The organism is Halorubrum sp. SD690R (assembly GCF_005435035.1).
Taxonomy (GTDB): domain Archaea; phylum Halobacteriota; class Halobacteria; order Halobacteriales; family Haloferacaceae; genus Halorubrum; species Halorubrum ezzemoulense.
In genome coordinates this window covers 1-17,626 of sequence record NZ_SGTV01000032.1, presented here as the reverse complement: position 1 = coordinate 17,626, position 17,626 = coordinate 1, and the positions used below count along the sequence as shown (strand labels likewise).

Here is a 17,626-nt window from a genome sequence, read left to right as displayed (position 1 = left end):
AATGTCGATTATTCTAAATGCCGAATCTGTGTTGCTATCCGTCAACAACTGGCGTCTTCTTGGCTGGTGAAGAGCTGTAGAGTAGGTTCAGCCTCTTGGTGTGAATTGCTTTCTACTAGCCACATGAGGGCAGTCGAGTCGAGATTCTCGTCAGTAACCGCATATTCGCCTTCGAGGTTCCACCCGTCACCGGTGACGGTAAGCATGATCTCATACTCTGATTTCGGTGGCAGCTCGTTGGCTGGAAGGTTGTGGGTGTCTGCTGTTTGTGTGGGTGAGTCTAGATCTACGGTGCTCTCGACAAGTACGTCTGACTTCCTCGTGATTTTAAGCGTTGACCGGACTTGTTCTGGGTACTGATTGATGACGGTGATTTCGCAGATCTGTGTGGGACTGTTTCCAGACAATTGGAAATCAGCACATCCTACAGTTCCACTTAGACCGGCGACTGAAAGCCCGGCTAGTAGCTGACGCCGGCGAATATGGTCCATATTTTCCAGTTTAATTGAGAGAAGTAATAAAGATAGGAGAAAACTAGTTGCTTACTTGAACCGATTCAATAGTGACATCTTCACGTCTAACAGATTTGAGTAGTTCTTGCTTTTCCCGAATGGTCTCTCCATCTGCTTTCTGAAGACTCTCACTTTGGATACCACCGGGGGTTGCGTCGATATTGAGTGTCTGTACTTTGTCGTCGAGAGACCCACAGAAAGCGGTATGTTCGATCTCACCAGATATGGGTGGCTCGTCTGGCTCCTCTTCAACAAGGAATTTGACCCAGTGGTGGATCTTATAAGCACCTTCGTAGGTAGGTGTAGGGTCTTCTCCCCACTTGTAGTCGTACTCAGTATCTGGCTCTTGCGCGGCTGCGATCTCATTCCAGAAGTCGGTGAAGTCCATGATATAGGCGTATGGTGCGATATCTCCGAGGAGATCAAAGGCTGCTGCTGCCTCATCGCTTACGCTGTCAGCCATATCCCCCGAACCGTCGATACTGGACCCGATCCATTCATTCGAGCTGTCGGCATCTTGGGGAACCAGAACTTGATGAGAAGGGAAGGTGAATTTGACCGCACTCCCACCAAGGAGGAAGCCGTCATCCCAGCCGTTGATTCGGTGTTTTCGTTGATATTCAGACGTACAGCACGTCGAGATCTCGTGGAACACACGGCCATCGTCTGCGGTAATTCTAGAAACCCGATTACATCCAGAGTTCATGAACCCGCGATACTCAGTATACCAGTAGGACCCTTGTGGATCAGATCCACTGAAATTATCTGGTTCTGAATCGGAGAAACCGCTAGATGCGGCACTTAGTTCTGATTCTGAATCGGCTGATGCGATGCTTGGGGATCCCAATCCGACTACAGTAGCCCCGCCGATTAGCCTGAGTGTACTACGCCGATTAGTAGTCTGCGGTTTTTCGAGGGTTTTGTCGTCTTCCATGACGCATCTTCTACTTTGTCCCTGCGATATTGGCATTAATTGATGAGTAAATGTTCAGAAAAATATTTTCGATTCATTTCTGAATTATGCTCAGAAAGTGAGGACTAGGCCCAGGTATGAACAAGACTCGAACGCGGCGTTGAGCTCCGGTGTTTCGACGATCGCGAGAATCCCTGAGGCTCGGTAGACCTTACCGCGTTCTTTTCCAGTAATTTCATCGAGATCCCATTCCCTGAGAGCATAACGATCGCGTTGTAGACGGCTTTCATCGATTGACCCGTCGCTTCTTGAGCGCGATTCGCTTGTAGATATGGTTTCTCAAAGAGGTGGGTAACGACGTCGCGAACAGTTGGATACCCGTCGTACTGGTCGAGATATGTGGCTCGAAGGTCTAAGAGCTCTTGACCACACTCGTGGTCGTCGCGAGCCTGTTCACCGATCGCAGTCAACGCGAACAGCACCCACTCTTCCCATGTACCGTGGCTGCTGACGCTCAGCAGTTTCTCGAAGTACTCACTCCGGTTCCGGTTGAAATACGCAGACAAGTACAGGTACGGCTCATCTAGCAAGCCAGCGTCGTACAACTGGAGCATGATGAGGAGTCGTCCGAGTCGGCCATTCCCGTCACGGAACGGGTGGATTGTCTCGAACTGGTAGTGTGAGAGGACAATATCAATGAGGGGCGGGTAGTTTTCCATTCGGTTGTACGCGATGAGCTGGTCGAGCAGCATCGGAACATAGGCTGGATGAGCAGGGATGAACTGTGCGTCCTCGGGATTCTTGTTTAGGCCAATGATAACTGGGATATCTCGGATGTTCCCGGGGCGCTTGTCTTCGCCACGGACATCGAGCAGGAGCGATTCGTGGAACTCACAGGGAAGGTCGCGGTCGGTATTTTTACTTTGTTCGAGCCAATCGAACTCCCACTTAGATGGCCTTGACGTAGTTGTACGCTTCTCGGATGTCGCGCTCGGATGCTGCTGACCGTTCAGGGGCTTCATCTGGTTCGTGAAGGATGATGTCTGAGACGGTGACTGCGGTCCCTTCGATCTGCGAGCTCATCGCGGCTTCCCGAACTTCCACTAGTGTGACGCTAACTGAAATCAACATTTGATAAATGGTTCGGATAATGAGATCTATTCAATTATTGAAGTAGTGATTACTCAGTAACGAAACCGATCAGTAATTGATGCTAATTACCTCCAGAGTTGTATTCTTGATGCCCTATCAGGGCATGTTCCAAAATGTCGCGACTGCGAAAACTACACCAGAACAAGCATAGAAAGCTCAAGCGGCGGCGGCTTCTTGAGATATTCGCAGCCGCTGGGGTTGCGAGTACAACTGCGACTGCTGTTACACCTGAGGATATTCAATCTGCTGACTCCGATGAGGTTCCTGTTTCTCTTGACTTGGATGGAGATCATAAGTGGAATGTTCCCTTAGACTGGTACGAGCGTCTTCTTGACGCACGCGAAGTTCTAGAAAAGAACAAACAGTTATCAATAGAGAGAGATGGAGTGATTTCCATCGAAATGAACCCAGGAGATCTTGGAGGGGAAAACCCATATCTTGCTGTTGATATAGATGAAGATAAGGAAGTGAATATCAATTCAAGAGATCTTCAGGGACAGAATCGTGATGTTCGGATAGTCTTCAACAAGATCGCCAATCCGGAGATGACCAAAGAGGGAGATTCGCCTGGTAGTGATGTTAATTCAGACCCCTGTGGAGATTTAACGACTACTGGAGATATACCTGGAGGCCTTGAGGTGGTATTCGGAAATGCTCGAGGGACCCTCACTTCACGTGTGAGCGGGCCGAATTTTAATGAGGGTTGGCTTACCAATACTCATGTCGCAAGTTCCACGAGTGGGGACTGTGGGTCCGATCTAATTGGAGCAGAGGCTGAGCATGGAGGAGAAAAAATTGGTGAGGTAGTGGCTGTGGACCACGATCACGACTTTGTGGTTATTGAACCTACTGAGGGCCGGTCGCCGGAAAGCAAAGTTGTTCTTCCAAGCGACCATGATACCGAGTATGATATTCAAGGGACAATGTCGAAAGATGGGTTCGATACTTTTTCGGCAGAGGACTGGGATGTGAAAAAAATTGGCACAACGACCTGTGAATCCTCGGGGACTCCTCATGCGCGAGGAAAACCTGTTACAGTAAAGGCAAATGACAATTGTAAGTCAATAGGGGAATTGTACTGGGACCAAGTCACTTGGGGATCGGCTATTAATGACATCCGCCCTGGTGATAGTGGTTCATTGACTTTCGGTAGCTACCCGGACAGCAGCAATTACCTCGGAATGTGTATTAATATTTCAGTTACTGGTACAAATCGGGTTCATGGAACGCCGGGTTGGATTGTAGACAATTCCGAAGATTACCAGTGGTCCTCCTAGCAATCGACTTGGGCACGTTGATGTGAACAAATTATTTCATCCGTTCATACTGAATATAGCACTATGACAAAACAGTCAAATAATCACTCTCCAAGCGATTCGCATTGGCCCCCACTTGACGTCATAGGAGTTGTTGTATTCCTTGTCCTACTGGGATTTGTATTTTTGTTCTACGGATTCTTATCTCAATTATCTGGCCCAGTAATTGATACTGGGATTCCGCCTCAGATCGTGTCTGGGGCGATATATGGTCTTTCTGCAATTGTGATGTTTGCCCTTGCTTTTTTGATTTATCGGCGGCATTCATCTGCTTGGAGTAGCGGGATTATCGTCGGAATTGCTGTTGCCATACTGAATCTGTATTCGGGTGTGGCTAACAATCCGATCGGCTGGGGGATTGTCATACTTCCATTGGTTTTTGTGGTATACCTTTATTTCCGACGTGACATATTTCATCCAGAGCCGTAGACTGTGAAAGACTGTATTGAAGCGTATCTTTTCTGTATCGTACTCAGAAACCGATGACGATCAGACGAAATTGGGTCAACAGCTGGCGTCTACTTGGCTGGTGAAGAGCTGTAGAGTGGGATGAGAACCCGCCGAATCAGATTCATCGTACTGTGTGGCAACTGGTTCGACGAGCGAAAGAACACGTTCCGATCGAGACAGTGCTGTGTGATCGGGAGTTCGACTCGATGAGGGTGTTCCAGACGCTCTCGACCCTTGATGTTAACTACCATATCCCAAAACGGATCTCCGGCCCCGAACGGGAAGTGTTTGACCAGATGGACGAAGACAGTCAAGACGTAGCTGTGGAGTTGTCTTCTGTCCACATCGAGGCGGGATCGCACCCAATGCAATTCCTGTATTATCGTAATTGGATCAGAGCATGGACTTCTGAGGATTTCAACAGATCACCATCCCAAAGCTCTATCGACAGCTCAAGAAGAATTAGAAACGGTCGTCATCTACTCGACGAAAAAGATCTTGTAACTTAGGCGGCAACTCTTTTGGATGTACCTGATTGCCAGCTCGCAGATCTTCAGCGTATGCTTCGATTGACTCTGGATCATCAACCCACTCCAGGAAATCACCCTTCCGGTCTTCGTATTCACGTCTAGCGGTGATGAGTCGCTCGTGGCTCTCTGTCACTCCGAGATGGCGCATCCGCTGTCGGAGGTAGTGGCCCAGCGTTGTAAGAGTCCACACACGGCGGACGGAGTCATCTCGGTATGCTTGGTCAGGAACAATCAGCCTGAGATGGACGGCTTCGTCACGGCGATCATTCAGATACCCACGGCTTACGTCCAGTAAATCGTCGATTTCGTCGAATCGATACCCTTCACTATCAAGAAGAGAGATCAACTCAACTGCGCCCTTCTTCTCGAAAAATTCCGACAGTTCATCGTAATCCACATCCTCTAAATTAGGCGCTGTATCGCGGATATCATCTGGCATTACCTACTGTTCTGTGATGTAGCGCTATTCACCTTGTACATTAGTTCAAAATATACTGGCATTCAGAATATACTCAAATATCCTATGTATTACTGTTTGAGACGAACAGTAGTATGCGAATTTTGTATTTAACCCACCGTATCAAAGGTTATTCCGGAAACTTCGGAAACGACACGCTAGCAGTTAAGTTCAAAATGAATCTACTATCGATACTAATGTCCTCACTCAACTGGGCTGTTGACAGCTCATTTTTGTCTATCGGCGGTGAGAGCCGATGAGCAATGAGAGCAGTCGGGTTCAAAGTAGGCTGACAAAGCAAGTTGATGATGTCCTTACTGTAAATACTGACTGGATCACACTTGCGAACGAACTGGACGTGAGTCGCTATACGCTACGGGACGCACACCCAGAGTGGAGTTCGTCGCTTCCGTTTCGGCCAATGTTTCTGGCGTATCTGTGGGCAACTGTCGAGCGTGAATCCCTGTCAGGAATCCCAGAACGCCTCTCTGACCGACCGGAACTCGCCCGTGCATTTGGGTTTGAGATGGATGATCTCCCCTCAGAAAGTAGCTGTAAACCAGTTCGGCTTGAAAGCCGATTCGGAAAGTTACAGACGGTCGTCGAATCAGGTGCTGAAGAGATCCGCCTGCTTGCAGCTGAACGAGGCGCACCAATCGGGAATGATCTTCTCAAAACAGCGGACGACGAAGACAAAGAGTCGCTGTCAAATCGAACCGTCCAACGCTTGCTACGGAAGAAGGGGCATCAGGTGCTTGATGAGTTGAAGTCGGTAGCCATCCCTTCAATCTCACTCTCTCGCTCGGATGACGCGATCTACGATGACGATGAGTTACTCATCTTAGAAGCAATCGCATCAATCAAACAGAAGGCGGCACACGATTCAGGCCAGAAGCTGGGTGACATGAAAAATCCAGACCCCGATCTTGATGACCCGTTCTACGAGGACGGCCCATCCGGTGAAACGCTGTTGGAAGCCCTCAAGCAGATGTCCGTCGATGAGATTGCGACCGTGCTGAATTTCGCCTTGCGAAAGACCTACACGCGCGCAAAGCCCCAGCTCAGGGAACTCGAACACGATAACGGCTCACGGTTTGGAACTCGGGCGAAAGTCGCACTGGACATCACGTATGTTGCCTACTATGGCGATCGCGACGAAATGAAATGGGTACAGGGCGCACCAGAGGGGAAGGGATACACTTGGTGTCACAAGTTTGCGACGGTCGTGATCGTCGGCGAGAACACTCACTATGTCGTCGGGGTGTGTCCGCTTGGGAGTACGGACTACGCCGCGACAGACGCCTATCCCGGCAAGGGTAATTCCTACTATATTGGGGATGTTGCACGGCGACTCCTTTCGATCGCCGAAGACTACGTCGACATCAGGATGGTGTACGCCGATCGTGAATTCCACGCTGTAGACGTCATTCAGACGCTTACTGACAAGGGATTGGACTACGTGATCCCTGCTCAGAAAGATCAGCATCGAATTGGACCGATGTGCGACCGGTTTGATCAAGTGAAGCAGGGGTATCACGAACCGAACGACACCCCGCTGTATGTCGAGGAGGATTTCGTCATACACGGTACAGTAAAGGGTGGCGTCTCAAACCACACGGTACATACGACCGTTGCCGTGTTGCCCCCAGCAGAAGATGATGATGTCCATGAAGAGGGATCGCCACAGCCGTTTATCACCAGTCTCGACGCGAGTGACGAGGTCGCATTAGACCGGCGCTGGACGAAACAGCAGATCGAACAGTACAGTGATCGCGGAGCGATAGAGAACTCATACTCATCGATCAAGAACGCAGCAGCGTGGACTACCTCGAAGGAGTTCGGAGTCCGGTGGTTCCATTTCGCCTTCGGGTGTGTGGTCTACAATATGTGGTTGTTAGTCGATTTCCTCACACAAGAGCGCATTGGGGTCATTGAAACCCGGAAGAAGCCTAGAATCACACTCAGTCGGTTCCTTGATTGGCTGGACAAAGAGCTGATCACACTCATTTAGAGCTCGGTCTGGGCTAGCCCTTCGCGAGAGGCATCACTCTTTGCTGAGATATATTTCGACCGATAAGTTTGTTTAGTATAATAATTCTAGCTCTATGATAGCAATTAGAGTGTAATCACGGCTATTTCTAGCGGGTACTGGTCCGAATAGAGTCGATCCCGTGAACGTTTTGACCGGCATTCGCAACTCACAAGGCCTAATTGTGTATAGCGATATATGATTTACTCTCTCCACCAATCGGAGTATAGGCACTCTCTAACCGAAATCCGGGCGATCTACGCTAACACCCGACCAAATCGCGAGAAATAACTTACTTAGTCTTATTCCGGTAAGACAGAGTAAACTCTTAGTGGCCCCCACCCGTGGCCCCAAACGAGCCAGATCCAGAACTATGCCCGACGCTTCCCCACACAGTCGCTCCGGCTGGATCGCCGCGTCCGCAGCGGTGATCCGACGGCAGAACCCCCACACTCCGGAGGCCCAATGACGGGCCGTCGCTCTGTCGAGACGCCGATCGAGGACACGTTCACGAAATATCTCACGGACAAGGGGAAGGGTGACGCCGGCAAGGAGGGTGCGTATCGAACGGACGCCGAGCGCGAACTGAATCGATTCCGACGCTGGTGTCTCGGCAAGACAGCTGACTCAGCAAATGCGTCACCGCCAGAATCGTGGGCCGGCGTCGTCGACAACGACACAATCCGGTTCGTCGACCTCGACACGACCGTCTTCTCAGACTACGCACGGTACCTCTCGACTGCCGGGTACACCGCCGGCACAGTGCTCACCTACTACGCACACGTCGCGTCGTGGTGCGGGTGGGCGCACGCACAAGGGTATCTCCCACGTCACTATGCCCGCGAGTCGGACGCCGAAGATCCACTTCCCGAGAACGACGGTCGCCGACCGGGCGACCAGCAGGCGTGGGAGCCGATCCACCGCGACCTGATCACGCAGTTCGTTGACCGTCGAGTCTCCGAAGCATTCGACGCACTCGGCGCTATTGAGGTTCCTCACGCTGATCGGGATGATCCCAAAAGCGAGGCTTGGCAGGCCAAACAGAAAGCTCGATTCGAGGCGTACCAGCGGTGTCGTGAACAGGCGCTCGTGTACGTCGTCGCCTACACTGGCCTGCGCGGGTCGGAGTTCCTCTCGGCACCGAAAGAGGACCGAGAGGGCCGCAACGGGATACGCTGGCGTGACGTGTCATTTGCGGATAGCAGTGTGACGGTATTTCGGAAGAGTCGCGAGTGGAAGGAGGCCTCGCTCCCTGAGCCCGTCATCAAACCGCTAAAACGGTACGCCGAGGTGCTAGACGTCCCGGAATCGTGGCCGGTATTCACGACGCTGTATCGGCCGTCGCTCGCGAATCACGTCATCAGGGGGCTAGGTGGCGCCGGCCTCAACGACGACGCGATCGAGCGCGTCCGAACAGGCGCCCCCGACCTGATCGTCGCTGCCGAGCACGACCTCGACGCGCCGAAGCCGCTCACCACGGACGGCGCCCGGTCGATCATGGAGCGGCTCTGGAACGACGATGCGCTCACCGAGCGTCGCGACGAACTGGACCTCTCACTCGATGGCGATTACCTCGAACTACACGGCGGGCGGCGGGGCGTCGGTGAGGTCCTCGTTCGACAGTTCGGCTACGCCGCTGCAGCCCGGTATCTCGACAATAGCGAGGAACAGGTCCGCGAGGCCTACCAGCACATCGAGGCGGCTGAGCGCGCCGACATGGCGACAGAGGCATTCTCACAGACAGACCAGCGGGTGAATGAAAAATAACCTTCTCGAAAGTCGAGTTGTGGATTGCCCGGCAGCCGAAGTGACACAAAATGCGAGATATGCAGTTCTCGTCGGTGGACTATTTCAGGCAGTCATATGTACAAAGAATAGGAGCTCAATAGAGCCGGCTCAATCAAATTCAGGGACAAAATCCTCACCGAGTTCATCAGCGAGATCGCCACCACGAAGCCAACTGATTTGCTTAGTGTCGAATCCATATTGAGGGAGCAACGATTCAGCTGCTTCACCAAGTGGAATGTCGTTCGTTACGAGAACAACCCGATCTACAGTATCAGTCAGAAGCAGTTCAAGCGCCAATCCGACCATTTCTGTGTCCGCTTTTTCGATGATATCTTCTGATCGGTTGCTGGAACTCGCAATGAAACTCCGTGCTTGATCCATCACTGTTGAGATATCCGAGTTCGAATAAGATGGACTTTCGGTGACTTTCATCCACCCCTCTTCAAGTGCTTCGTCAACGGCGTAATCACCAGTTGTGTACTCATTTAGAGATCGATCTCCAGTTACTTCTGCATACACTTGCGGCGAAATACGGAAGACGGTTTGACGCTGGCGGGCTTCTCGGGCAAGCGCCTGAAAGCGTGTACTTTGACGCCGGCCGCAACTGATGAGGACAGAAGAATCGATGAACACGACAGTGTCGTCATATTCCATTCTGAGTCAGTCCTCAAAGACAGGTCGGAGTGCGTCCAGAATAACGCCTGCTTCAAGGGGTGAGAGTTCTTGCTCTCGAGCCATAATCTGATGTGTAACCGAGCCATCGGCGTATTCGCGAGCGTATTCCAGCGCGACTGCCAGCCCGTCCAACCCGTGACGGTCAATGAACGTATCAATATCTTCGTCTCGGGTTCGCCGAGCAATCGCCTCAACTAACTCAGGCGTGATCTGCCGTTTGGTCTCACCATCTACCAATTGGAGTTCAATGTCATGAGCCCTGTATTCTGCTGGACGGCCATCGTTTGACTGGTGAACGAAGCCTGCACCCTCGAGATCCTCGACATACTCGTAGACCGTTCGCTGCGGAAGGTCGAGAGTCTCGACAATATCTTGTATCGTTGTAGATGGATGATGCTGAATATACGTATAGATCCATGCTTTGCGGGCATTACCGAGGAGTTCGAATGCTTCACCACCCGTATTGAGGGGGGTATCCCAGTTTGCTTCTCTAGTTGCCATTATTAGTAGCGAATTGTACGCAATCCGCAATAAAGGTTATTGAACTAGTACTGTCACATTCTCATTGGCCTCCTCCGTGCTAAAGGGTCATTCGGAGAACCAGTACCGGTTTTCGACGGACGTGACGAAGTCGAAGGCTTTGATGAGCTGAACTGCGCCCTCGTAGCCATGTATGAGAGTGCGCGCTCAATCCCGCTGAACGCCGGTAAGTCGTTCGTGTAGATGCCGATCGGTTCTGTCCGTCCCTGTTCGAGGAATGTTGCTGCTGCCCCACCCACTTCCGCATCTGCTTGCTCTATCGTGTGCTCGGGTCGATCGGTGGCAGCAGAAATATACTGACGAATTCGATCCATCGTCGCAGAAACGACCGGATTAGAATAGTCGACCTCTTCGAGAAGTTGAAGAACGCACAGAAGCCGCTGTACCAGTTAGCCGAGTCAGATACCGGTGATGTGTGAGTAGGTTGTGACGATGGGGACTCGATCTGCGCTGACGACACTCGTCAGAGCGGTCCAGTACACATCAGTCGACCGTACTATCCAACACACCCACCCCACCATTTCCAGTATTACTGGCCGAAACAGCCCACTCTCGATGTGCTGAAACACGTGAGAAAACTGGAAACGGTGGAGTGTGGCCGCGCGCGAAGATCGCCCTAGCACCCCCATACTACTAACTCATCTTTGAACATTGTCTTATTGACATTATAAAACTCAAACGGAGGAAAACCGTCCTATACGGGTTATAGAAGTTACTCGAACAGGAGAGGAGATTCACTGGGGAAGATGAAGGCAGCATTCACGCCACTTGATCCTCTGGTTGAGAGCTTAGAGTCTGCGACTGAAACTCTCTTTTCTGTTTGTACACCGTCTCAGCCGCCATTTTCGGTCGAGGAAGTGTTAGATACTCCACGTTCAAAGCCGAGCTACTAATAGAACAAACTGGAAACAGTGGGGTGGGTGAGGGTATTACTAGAAACACTGGAAACACTGGCAAGGCAGGTTTTATATCAGTTGCCTACACGTACAATACTATGCGCCGGTTTCAGCGGAATGCGTCCATCTTCGCCGACAAGGACGCACTCCGAGAATCCTACACTCCTCCCGAGATAGAGGAGCGCGATGAGGAGATCGCGGACTATATGGACGCTCTCCAGCCGGTTATCGATGGCTGGGAGCCGGACAATATCTTCCTGTACGGCAACACTGGCGTGGGAAAGACAGCCGTGACCGGTCGGCTGATGGAGCAGTTGGAGGAAGACGCCGAAGAGTACGACGACATTGACGTCACGGTGTTCTCAGTGAACTGCAAGACGCTCTCGTCGTCGTATCAGGTCGCCGTGCAACTCGTGAACGCGATGCGACCCGATGGTGGCGAGATTGCCGCAACGGGTCATCCGAAACAGACGGTCTTTCGGATGCTCTACGACGAGCTCGAAGACATCGGCGGCACCGTGTTATTGATCCTCGACGAGATCGACTCGATCGGCTCCAACGACGAACTCCTCTATGAACTCCCCCGTGCCCGTGCGAACGGCAACCTTGAGCACACAAAAGTCGGTATCATCGGCATCTCGAACGACTTCAAATTCTCCGACCAACTGGATCCACGTGTTCAGGATACGCTGTGTGAACGCGAACTCCATTTCCCAGCCTACGAGGCCGACGAACTCGTATCGATCGTTGAATCGCGAGCGGAAATCGCGTTGAAAGAGGATGCCGTCGATGAGGGAGCGATTCGACTGTGTGCAGCGCTCGCGGCGAAAGACCGCGGGTCTGCCCGACAAGCACTCGATCTCCTCCGCCTCTCGGGCGAGCAAGCCGAACGAGCGGATGAGGATGTCATCACCGAGAACCACGTGGAGGCGGCTCGCCAAGAGTTAGAGCGCGAACGCGTTGAGGAGGGGATCCGGCAACTCACCCATCACGGCCATCTCTCGTTGCTGTCAATCGTGTCGCTCGCTGCGGCCGATGACACGCCGGCCCGAACGCGGACTGTGTTCGAACGGTATCAAAACGTGTGTGAGACGATGGGCATCTCACCGCTGAGTCGGCGCTCGATTCACAACCACGTGAAGGACTTGGTGATGCTCGGCATCCTTCGCGAGCGCGACAACAACTCCGGGTCGGGGATGCGTGGGAACTTCAACACCTACGAACTCGACGTCCCGTTCGATTCGGCGCTTTCTGCACTTGCTGGCGAACTCGATATCGATGAGCGTGCATCGGAGCTCCGTCGTCTGGCCGATATCAACGACGTAGCGTAGGGCGACCGCTATTACTGGAAGCGGTGGGGGGAGGTACAGCTCAGTTCCGGATTTAGGAAATACTGAAACCAGTGTGGGTGGGTACAACGAGAAAACTGGATCCGGTGGGGGACCGCTACGAACAGCCGGCGTTTTGAGGATGCGGGATCTCAGGGGCACGACGAAAGATACCGACCCTAGCCCAGACTCCAGTCTGTGGCTGAGGGCCGAGGAACGGTGTGGCTGCGACGCGACACTGGGCGTACTCGGTTCACTCGATGAGTTCTAACAGTGGCTGCTCATCCCTTCTTATCCGGATATCTGGATATCTACATATCTGCATATCCAAATTAGATCAGATACTCAGATATCTACATATGTAGATATGCAAGTGCTCACACATCCAAATATCTAAGTGGTTCCCATCTGGATACGTGGATATGCGCATATTCACCAATCTGGATGTGGCCGTACGGAGGCGGTCGGCGTGAGCGTCTCACTCGAAGGCTTCCCGGGTGCGGTCGTCTCGCTGTTCAAGGGCGGCGTTACCAAGACGTCCACGTCGCTCAACGTTGCCCACCAACTCTCTGAGCAAGGCCATGAGGTTGCCATCATCGACCTCGACAAGGACGGCCACTTGACCACGCTACTCGGGTACGAGCGCGAGCTCGGAAACGGAGCCGACATCGGCGACGCGATCTTCGAGGAGACCGATCCGGCAGATCTCCTCACCGAGACTGAGTTCGGGTTGCACCTGCTGCCGGCTACGGAGGATCTTGAGACTGTTGAGGGCAAAATGAAAGACCAGAGCTTCGGCGTGAAGCTCATCCGCAGCGAAGTCGTCGAGCCGCTCGTTTCCGGCGACATCGACTACGTGTTCATCGATCCGCCTGGTGGGCGCGGGATGCTCCATGACGCCGCACTCGTCGCCGTCCAACGCGTGATCGTGCCACTCATCCCGAGCGCGGGCTCGGTGTCGGGGCTGGAGAATCTTCTTCGCCGGTCGCTCGTCCCGTTGCGCAACGAGGTTCCGCTCGATATCGTCGCGATCACGCCGAACATGATGCGCGAGAGCATCGCTCAGGAGAGCGGCGAGCAGATGCTCGCCCGTGAACTCAACACGAATGGGGAGTTCGGTGCAACTGCACAGGATCTCACGTACGACGGCTTCGACCACTATCTTCCCGAGTATGCACGCGTCGAGCCGGCGTTCTTCGAGGCGGTCGCCGACGGTGGCCGCTCGGTCACGGGCGAGTATCCAGATATCCCGAAGCCGGGCATCCGATACCGGAAGGCCATCAACGACGCCACTCGTCATGGGCTCCCGGTCAGCGAGTGGAAACCGTCATGTGACCAGGTGGCTGCGTTCGACGCGCTCGCCGACCGCGTTGCCGAAGCGAGCCCTGATCCCGAGGACAAGCGCGCGCAGGTGACGAATCATGCCTGATGAGGCGGACCGCTTCGGCGGCCTCGGCGATGCGATTGAAGAGGAGGAAGGTGACGGCGGGACGAGTAACGTGGACGAGCCAGCCGATAACCCGTCTACGGCCGATGCTGGCACGACCGCTGCGCCGTCGACGGGAAATAGCAACTCGTCGACGGAGCCGAGTGAAGACACCGACGAGAGCCAACCCCCAGCTGAGGAGTACCCCGAACCATTCGGATTCGCAGAAACGAGCCAGCAGAGCTACTACGTCCGTGACGAGACGTTCGGCCCAATTAGTGCCAACCGGAGTCGTGTCGGGGCGGTGGCCTCAAAGCATGGGCTCGATGAAGACGAGCTCTCGAAACGCGAACTCCATGACGCTGAATTATCGGTTCTCCAGTCGTTCGAGGACTGGGACATCGCTGTCGCGGTCGAGGTGCTGGAGCGCCGCGGCGTCGACGTGGATGAAGACGAGATTCGAGCTGTCTTCGACGTCCTCCGATAACCCCACGAAAAAGAGGTTCGCTCATTTGTAGTGGCATCCGTCTTCAGTTAATACTCACAGTAATACGCAGTGGGTTCGTTTTCTTCCCCTATTCGACACCTTCACGCCAGCTACACGGAGAAAATGGCACTGATGGGGGGTGCGTATCGCTCGATAGTTGGACCATCAGATTCTGAACTGTATATTCTCCCATTTTTAATACCATTGGGCATAATTCACTATAGAATATTACTAGCAGGCTTAACTAAAGACGGATGATCTGTAGTGGTAGGTACAACCGAAATACCTTCGAGCAGTCAGATAAGTAATCTATCAGCACTGCCGATCGATCCACTGACACCACTTCTCGAAGTCTTCCGCTCCGGACTGGTCTGCGATGTTACGTAGTGTTCCAGTTCGGATCCGATCGTGTTGCGGGACGGAGACGACACAGACATCGTCGTCGTTCGTCGGGTCTCGTATCGAAGCTTGACATGGCTGCCGGTCCGATCAACGATAGCAAAACGATTATTCGAGAGTGCTTTGACGACATCGCGTCCAGAAAAATCAGGCGCTCCCATCCGACTTACTGCATGAACTCCGGGAGGCCATCGTGCTCGTCGCGAGCCTGCTGGACTTCATCAGGATCGATACCAAGTTCCTCAAGCACTTTTTTTTCCTCCTCCCAATTGTCGACCGAGTCACCAGTTTCTCCCCTGCGAAGTGCGACTGCCTCGTCAAGATTGTCGAGGGCATCTTGCCGCGTCTCACCCTGGCTTGCGACACTGGTCGCCTCGTCACGGGCGACCCACCAGCCGTCGTCCGCCTGAGTGAGCGTAATCGTTCGCCCGCTTCGGACGTCGTCGTTCGTACCCGTTTCGGTACTCATTACCACCACGTTACCTGAGCGGAGTCATAATCATTCGGCCGCTGGTCGAACATACCGTGTAAAATCGACTCAACAACCGAGACATGTGTGTACCCTGTAGTTGATGGCAATCAGTCGGTCACGTTCGCAGGAGCCATTTGAAATAGATATTATCAGTATCCAGAGACCTAGGGCTACACCATTTTCCGACTGCGGCCACGTTTGATAGAATTGTCTACACTCCTCATTTGGAGCGAGTGGCTGTTCCACTCCTTCTTCAGAGTGAGCCGTGGTTTTCCATACCCCCCAGTTTGGAGTGAGCATCTCGGATGGTTAACAGAGAGGGGGACCGTCAAAGCATAAATTACGGGAGGTGGTCTGAACTGCTGATATTCAGCAGTTTTAGAGCGGAAACGTGGGGTGGAGGCATTACCTCCGTCACCAAGGAGACCCTCAGACAGATTGATCCATCACACTCGCGAGCTGCCGGTCGATGTCTTCGAATTCCTGAGTGAGACGGGAGACCATCTCCGTCTGGCTCTCGTTTTCGTCCGCAATCTCTGTAATCTCCTCGCTGACGACTTGGGCCCGGTCAGAGACGTCGTCGACGGCGCTCGAGATCTCTTCCGCTACACTCGCCTGCTCGTCTGTTGCGGCCGCGATGTCACTGATCCCTCTTTCAGTCTGCTCGACCGCCTGTAGAATTTGCTTCTGGTTCTTGAGGACGCCTTGGATGCCGGCTCTCGCAGACTGTATCTCGTTGACGTTCTGCGGACCTGAACTCCTCTTCACGGATGGGAGTTTCAGTACGGACGACTTCCTCAGCGAGGGTCTCGTCTTCGCCCTCGGCACCGAACACATCGTATGCGTTGATGCCGACAGCTTTGCTTGCGGGAAGGTCGAGGAGATCAGCTGTTACCGTGTTCAACTGGGAGATGTCGCCGGCGTCGTCGACGACGAACGCTGCTTCAGGAAGATCTGCTCTGTTGAAGAGCGATCTCATCGACCGATTTTACGGGTCTAGAAGCGTGAAGCCGAGGAAATCGAACCTGGCATGGAGATCGGTATCCTCGAATTCATTGATCAGTGTCGTGGTCTAGCTAAACAACCATAGGGAAGCACGCGGGCGAGCCCGCCAGACACGGGTTCGCCGCTGGGTTCACGTCGTGCTACACTGTTTTCGGCTTGAAGATGATCATAGCTACCGCGAAACGCCGAATCGGCTGGGATACATGGGTGAAGTCCGCGATGCTCTCGACTTAGATCAGGACGATCTCTCCGATCACACGACGATCTACAAGTCGTTTAATCGACTGAAATGTGGGTATGGTGGGCGCTACTGCGCGTTTCTGCGCAGCAGCACCTGTAGTCCGGCCAGACAGCTCTCACAGCACGTTCTTTGATCAAAAGCGTGCGTCCTCGTACTTCCGTCAGCGAGCAGGACAGAAGATACAGACGCTGAAGGTGGAGACATTGACTAATGTGGAATCACTTGCTGTTCTCGGCGTTCACATCGCAGCACGGTGGAAGCATGACACGGAGAGCGGACCGCAGGTCGTCCGCCGAAACGCAGACGACCTGCAGTCCGTCGCCGCCGACAACGGCTTCCAAGACAGGCACACCGAGTACGAAGTAGCCGTACACGACGTTGAGTATCTTGTTCATTACCGCCGCTTGTCAGCGAAAGCAGCTGCGAATAACGCACACAACCAAGCGAGGGGCTACTCTCAGCGGTAGGTAGCTGAAATCTTATACTCGACAACCAAGCGCTCGCTTGGCGATGCCGTGCGAGCGCTCGGCTGGTATCGACAGTTCCGTGAAACTGTTTTGATGTTCGGCATCATCAACATAGAACCACTGTATGAGCCTCTGTAACCGTGAGTCAGAATCTATTCAACACAGTAAATGAATCAAATTCCTACTCAAGAAATAAAAATTAGAATATCTTTTTAAATTGGAATACATATTCATAACATTGGAGAATATATCGTATGCTAATGCCTGAATCTGTAGATGATCAAAAGAAGAATCGTCGTGATTCTTCAACCAGAGCCGCTCTTCAGTAGACTGGCGGAACCAGGAGTATTAGTGCCTCTGGCCTGGCAAAGACGGGTATGTGTGAAGACCGTCCTGCCTTCGGCCAGAGGCTAGCAGAACTTGCGGAACTTGGGGTAATAGAATTTCGGCCCGAGCCGCTCGACGCCATCGTCGAGCGGCGTCTCAAGACGGTGTGGGAAGAACGCTCCTGTCCACACTGCGGCGCAGACAACCTCCACGCTC

The 17,626-nt window shown here is 53.0% G+C and carries 16 protein-coding genes and 4 pseudogenes; 10 read left to right on the top strand and 10 right to left on the bottom strand.

Annotated features, from left to right (window positions below; genetic code table 11):
• Nucleotides 1-41: 41 nt before the first annotated feature.
• From EXE41_RS15435 to EXE41_RS15420, 4 genes are all read right to left on the bottom strand, one after another.
• A complete protein-coding gene (locus tag EXE41_RS15435) occupies nt 42-491 on the bottom strand; it encodes a hypothetical protein (protein ID WP_137691465.1) in 450 nt (149 codons plus the stop codon).
• A 43-nt stretch (nt 492-534) separates the two neighbouring features.
• The gene (locus tag EXE41_RS15430) at nt 535-1,167 is read right to left on the bottom strand and encodes a hypothetical protein (RefSeq protein ID WP_137691464.1); all 633 of its coding nucleotides are present in this window, start codon (nt 1,165-1,167) and stop codon (nt 535-537) included.
• Between the two features lie 383 nt (nt 1,168-1,550).
• Nucleotides 1,551-2,447: a Fic family protein gene (locus EXE41_RS15425; protein WP_137691463.1), complete on the bottom strand. Its 897-nt coding sequence runs from the start codon at nt 2,445-2,447 to the stop codon at nt 1,551-1,553.
• Nucleotides 2,374-2,529 (bottom strand): Fic/DOC family N-terminal domain-containing protein, encoded by a 156-nt coding sequence (locus EXE41_RS15420; protein ID WP_158294424.1) that lies wholly within the window; start codon nt 2,527-2,529, stop codon nt 2,374-2,376. The genes EXE41_RS15425 and EXE41_RS15420 overlap by 74 nt, the downstream gene beginning before the upstream one ends.
• 161 nt (nt 2,530-2,690) lie before the next feature.
• Here EXE41_RS15420 and EXE41_RS15415 point away from each other — a divergent pair, with 161 nt between their 5' ends.
• The 3 genes and pseudogenes from EXE41_RS15415 to EXE41_RS19720 form a co-directional block, all read left to right on the top strand.
• The gene (locus EXE41_RS15415) at nt 2,691-3,854 is read left to right on the top strand and encodes a hypothetical protein (protein WP_137691462.1); all 1,164 of its coding nucleotides are present in this window, start codon (nt 2,691-2,693) and stop codon (nt 3,852-3,854) included.
• A 63-nt stretch (nt 3,855-3,917) separates the two neighbouring features.
• Nucleotides 3,918-4,322 (top strand): hypothetical protein, encoded by a 405-nt coding sequence (locus EXE41_RS15410; RefSeq protein ID WP_137691461.1) that lies wholly within the window; start codon nt 3,918-3,920, stop codon nt 4,320-4,322.
• 113 nt (nt 4,323-4,435) lie between these two features.
• A pseudogene (locus tag EXE41_RS19720) lies at nt 4,436-4,723 on the top strand (transposase); the annotation flags it as partial.
• A gap of 82 nt (nt 4,724-4,805) precedes the next feature.
• Here EXE41_RS19720 and EXE41_RS15400 read toward each other — a convergent pair.
• Entirely contained in the window at nt 4,806-5,312 is a 507-nt protein-coding gene (locus EXE41_RS15400) for a hypothetical protein (protein WP_137691460.1), read from the bottom strand.
• Between the two features lie 274 nt (nt 5,313-5,586).
• Here EXE41_RS15400 and EXE41_RS15395 point away from each other — a divergent pair, with 274 nt between their 5' ends.
• Together EXE41_RS15395 and EXE41_RS15390 are read left to right on the top strand one after the other, a co-directional pair.
• Nucleotides 5,587-7,341 carry a transposase gene (locus EXE41_RS15395; protein WP_137691459.1) on the top strand — a complete coding sequence of 585 codons (1,755 nt, stop codon included), beginning with the start codon at nt 5,587-5,589 and terminating at the stop codon, nt 7,339-7,341.
• A 483-nt stretch (nt 7,342-7,824) separates the two neighbouring features.
• Nucleotides 7,825-9,126, top strand: coding sequence for a site-specific recombinase (locus tag EXE41_RS15390; protein WP_137691458.1), 1,302 nt, complete (start codon nt 7,825-7,827; stop codon nt 9,124-9,126).
• 129 nt (nt 9,127-9,255) lie between these two features.
• Here EXE41_RS15390 and EXE41_RS15385 read toward each other — a convergent pair whose 3' ends face one another.
• Both EXE41_RS15385 and EXE41_RS15380 read right to left on the bottom strand, forming a co-directional pair.
• On the bottom strand, nt 9,256-9,801 hold the full coding sequence (locus tag EXE41_RS15385) for a hypothetical protein (protein ID WP_137691457.1): 546 nt from the start codon (nt 9,799-9,801) through the stop codon (nt 9,256-9,258).
• Nucleotides 9,802-9,807: 6 nt separating this feature from the next.
• Entirely contained in the window at nt 9,808-10,323 is a 516-nt protein-coding gene (locus EXE41_RS15380; protein ID WP_089309383.1) for a helix-turn-helix domain-containing protein, read from the bottom strand.
• 1,033 nt (nt 10,324-11,356) lie between these two features.
• Here EXE41_RS15380 and EXE41_RS15375 point away from each other — a divergent pair.
• The 3 genes from EXE41_RS15375 to EXE41_RS15365 all read left to right on the top strand — a co-directional run bounded on the left by EXE41_RS15375 (nt 11,357) and on the right by EXE41_RS15365 (nt 14,499).
• Nucleotides 11,357-12,589, top strand: coding sequence for an orc1/cdc6 family replication initiation protein (locus EXE41_RS15375; RefSeq protein ID WP_137691456.1), 1,233 nt, complete (start codon nt 11,357-11,359; stop codon nt 12,587-12,589).
• A 466-nt stretch (nt 12,590-13,055) separates the two neighbouring features.
• Nucleotides 13,056-14,015 (top strand): ParA family protein, encoded by a 960-nt coding sequence (locus EXE41_RS15370; RefSeq protein WP_137691455.1) that lies wholly within the window; start codon nt 13,056-13,058, stop codon nt 14,013-14,015.
• Nucleotides 14,008-14,499: a hypothetical protein gene (locus EXE41_RS15365; RefSeq protein ID WP_089309386.1), complete on the top strand. Its 492-nt coding sequence runs from the start codon at nt 14,008-14,010 to the stop codon at nt 14,497-14,499. Before EXE41_RS15370 ends, EXE41_RS15365 begins: the two co-directional genes overlap by 8 nt.
• 312 nt (nt 14,500-14,811) lie before the next feature.
• On the opposite strand, the pseudogene EXE41_RS15360 reads toward EXE41_RS15365, so the two are convergent.
• From EXE41_RS15360 to EXE41_RS19715, 3 genes and pseudogenes are all read right to left on the bottom strand, one after another.
• Nucleotides 14,812-15,059 (bottom strand): annotated as a pseudogene (locus EXE41_RS15360) (type II toxin-antitoxin system HicA family toxin).
• A 5-nt stretch (nt 15,060-15,064) separates the two neighbouring features.
• Nucleotides 15,065-15,367, bottom strand: coding sequence for a type II toxin-antitoxin system HicB family antitoxin (locus tag EXE41_RS15355; RefSeq protein ID WP_137691454.1), 303 nt, complete (start codon nt 15,365-15,367; stop codon nt 15,065-15,067).
• A 658-nt stretch (nt 15,368-16,025) separates the two neighbouring features.
• Nucleotides 16,026-16,349: a PAS domain-containing protein gene (locus EXE41_RS19715; RefSeq protein WP_241987263.1), complete on the bottom strand. Its 324-nt coding sequence runs from the start codon at nt 16,347-16,349 to the stop codon at nt 16,026-16,028.
• Between the two features lie 51 nt (nt 16,350-16,400).
• On the opposite strand from EXE41_RS19715, the pseudogene EXE41_RS15345 reads away from it, so the two are divergent.
• Together EXE41_RS15345 and EXE41_RS15340 are read left to right on the top strand one after the other, a co-directional pair.
• A pseudogene (locus tag EXE41_RS15345) lies at nt 16,401-17,221 on the top strand (transposase).
• A 239-nt stretch (nt 17,222-17,460) separates the two neighbouring features.
• Nucleotides 17,461-17,626 (top strand): annotated as a pseudogene (locus tag EXE41_RS15340) (IS1595 family transposase); the annotation flags it as partial.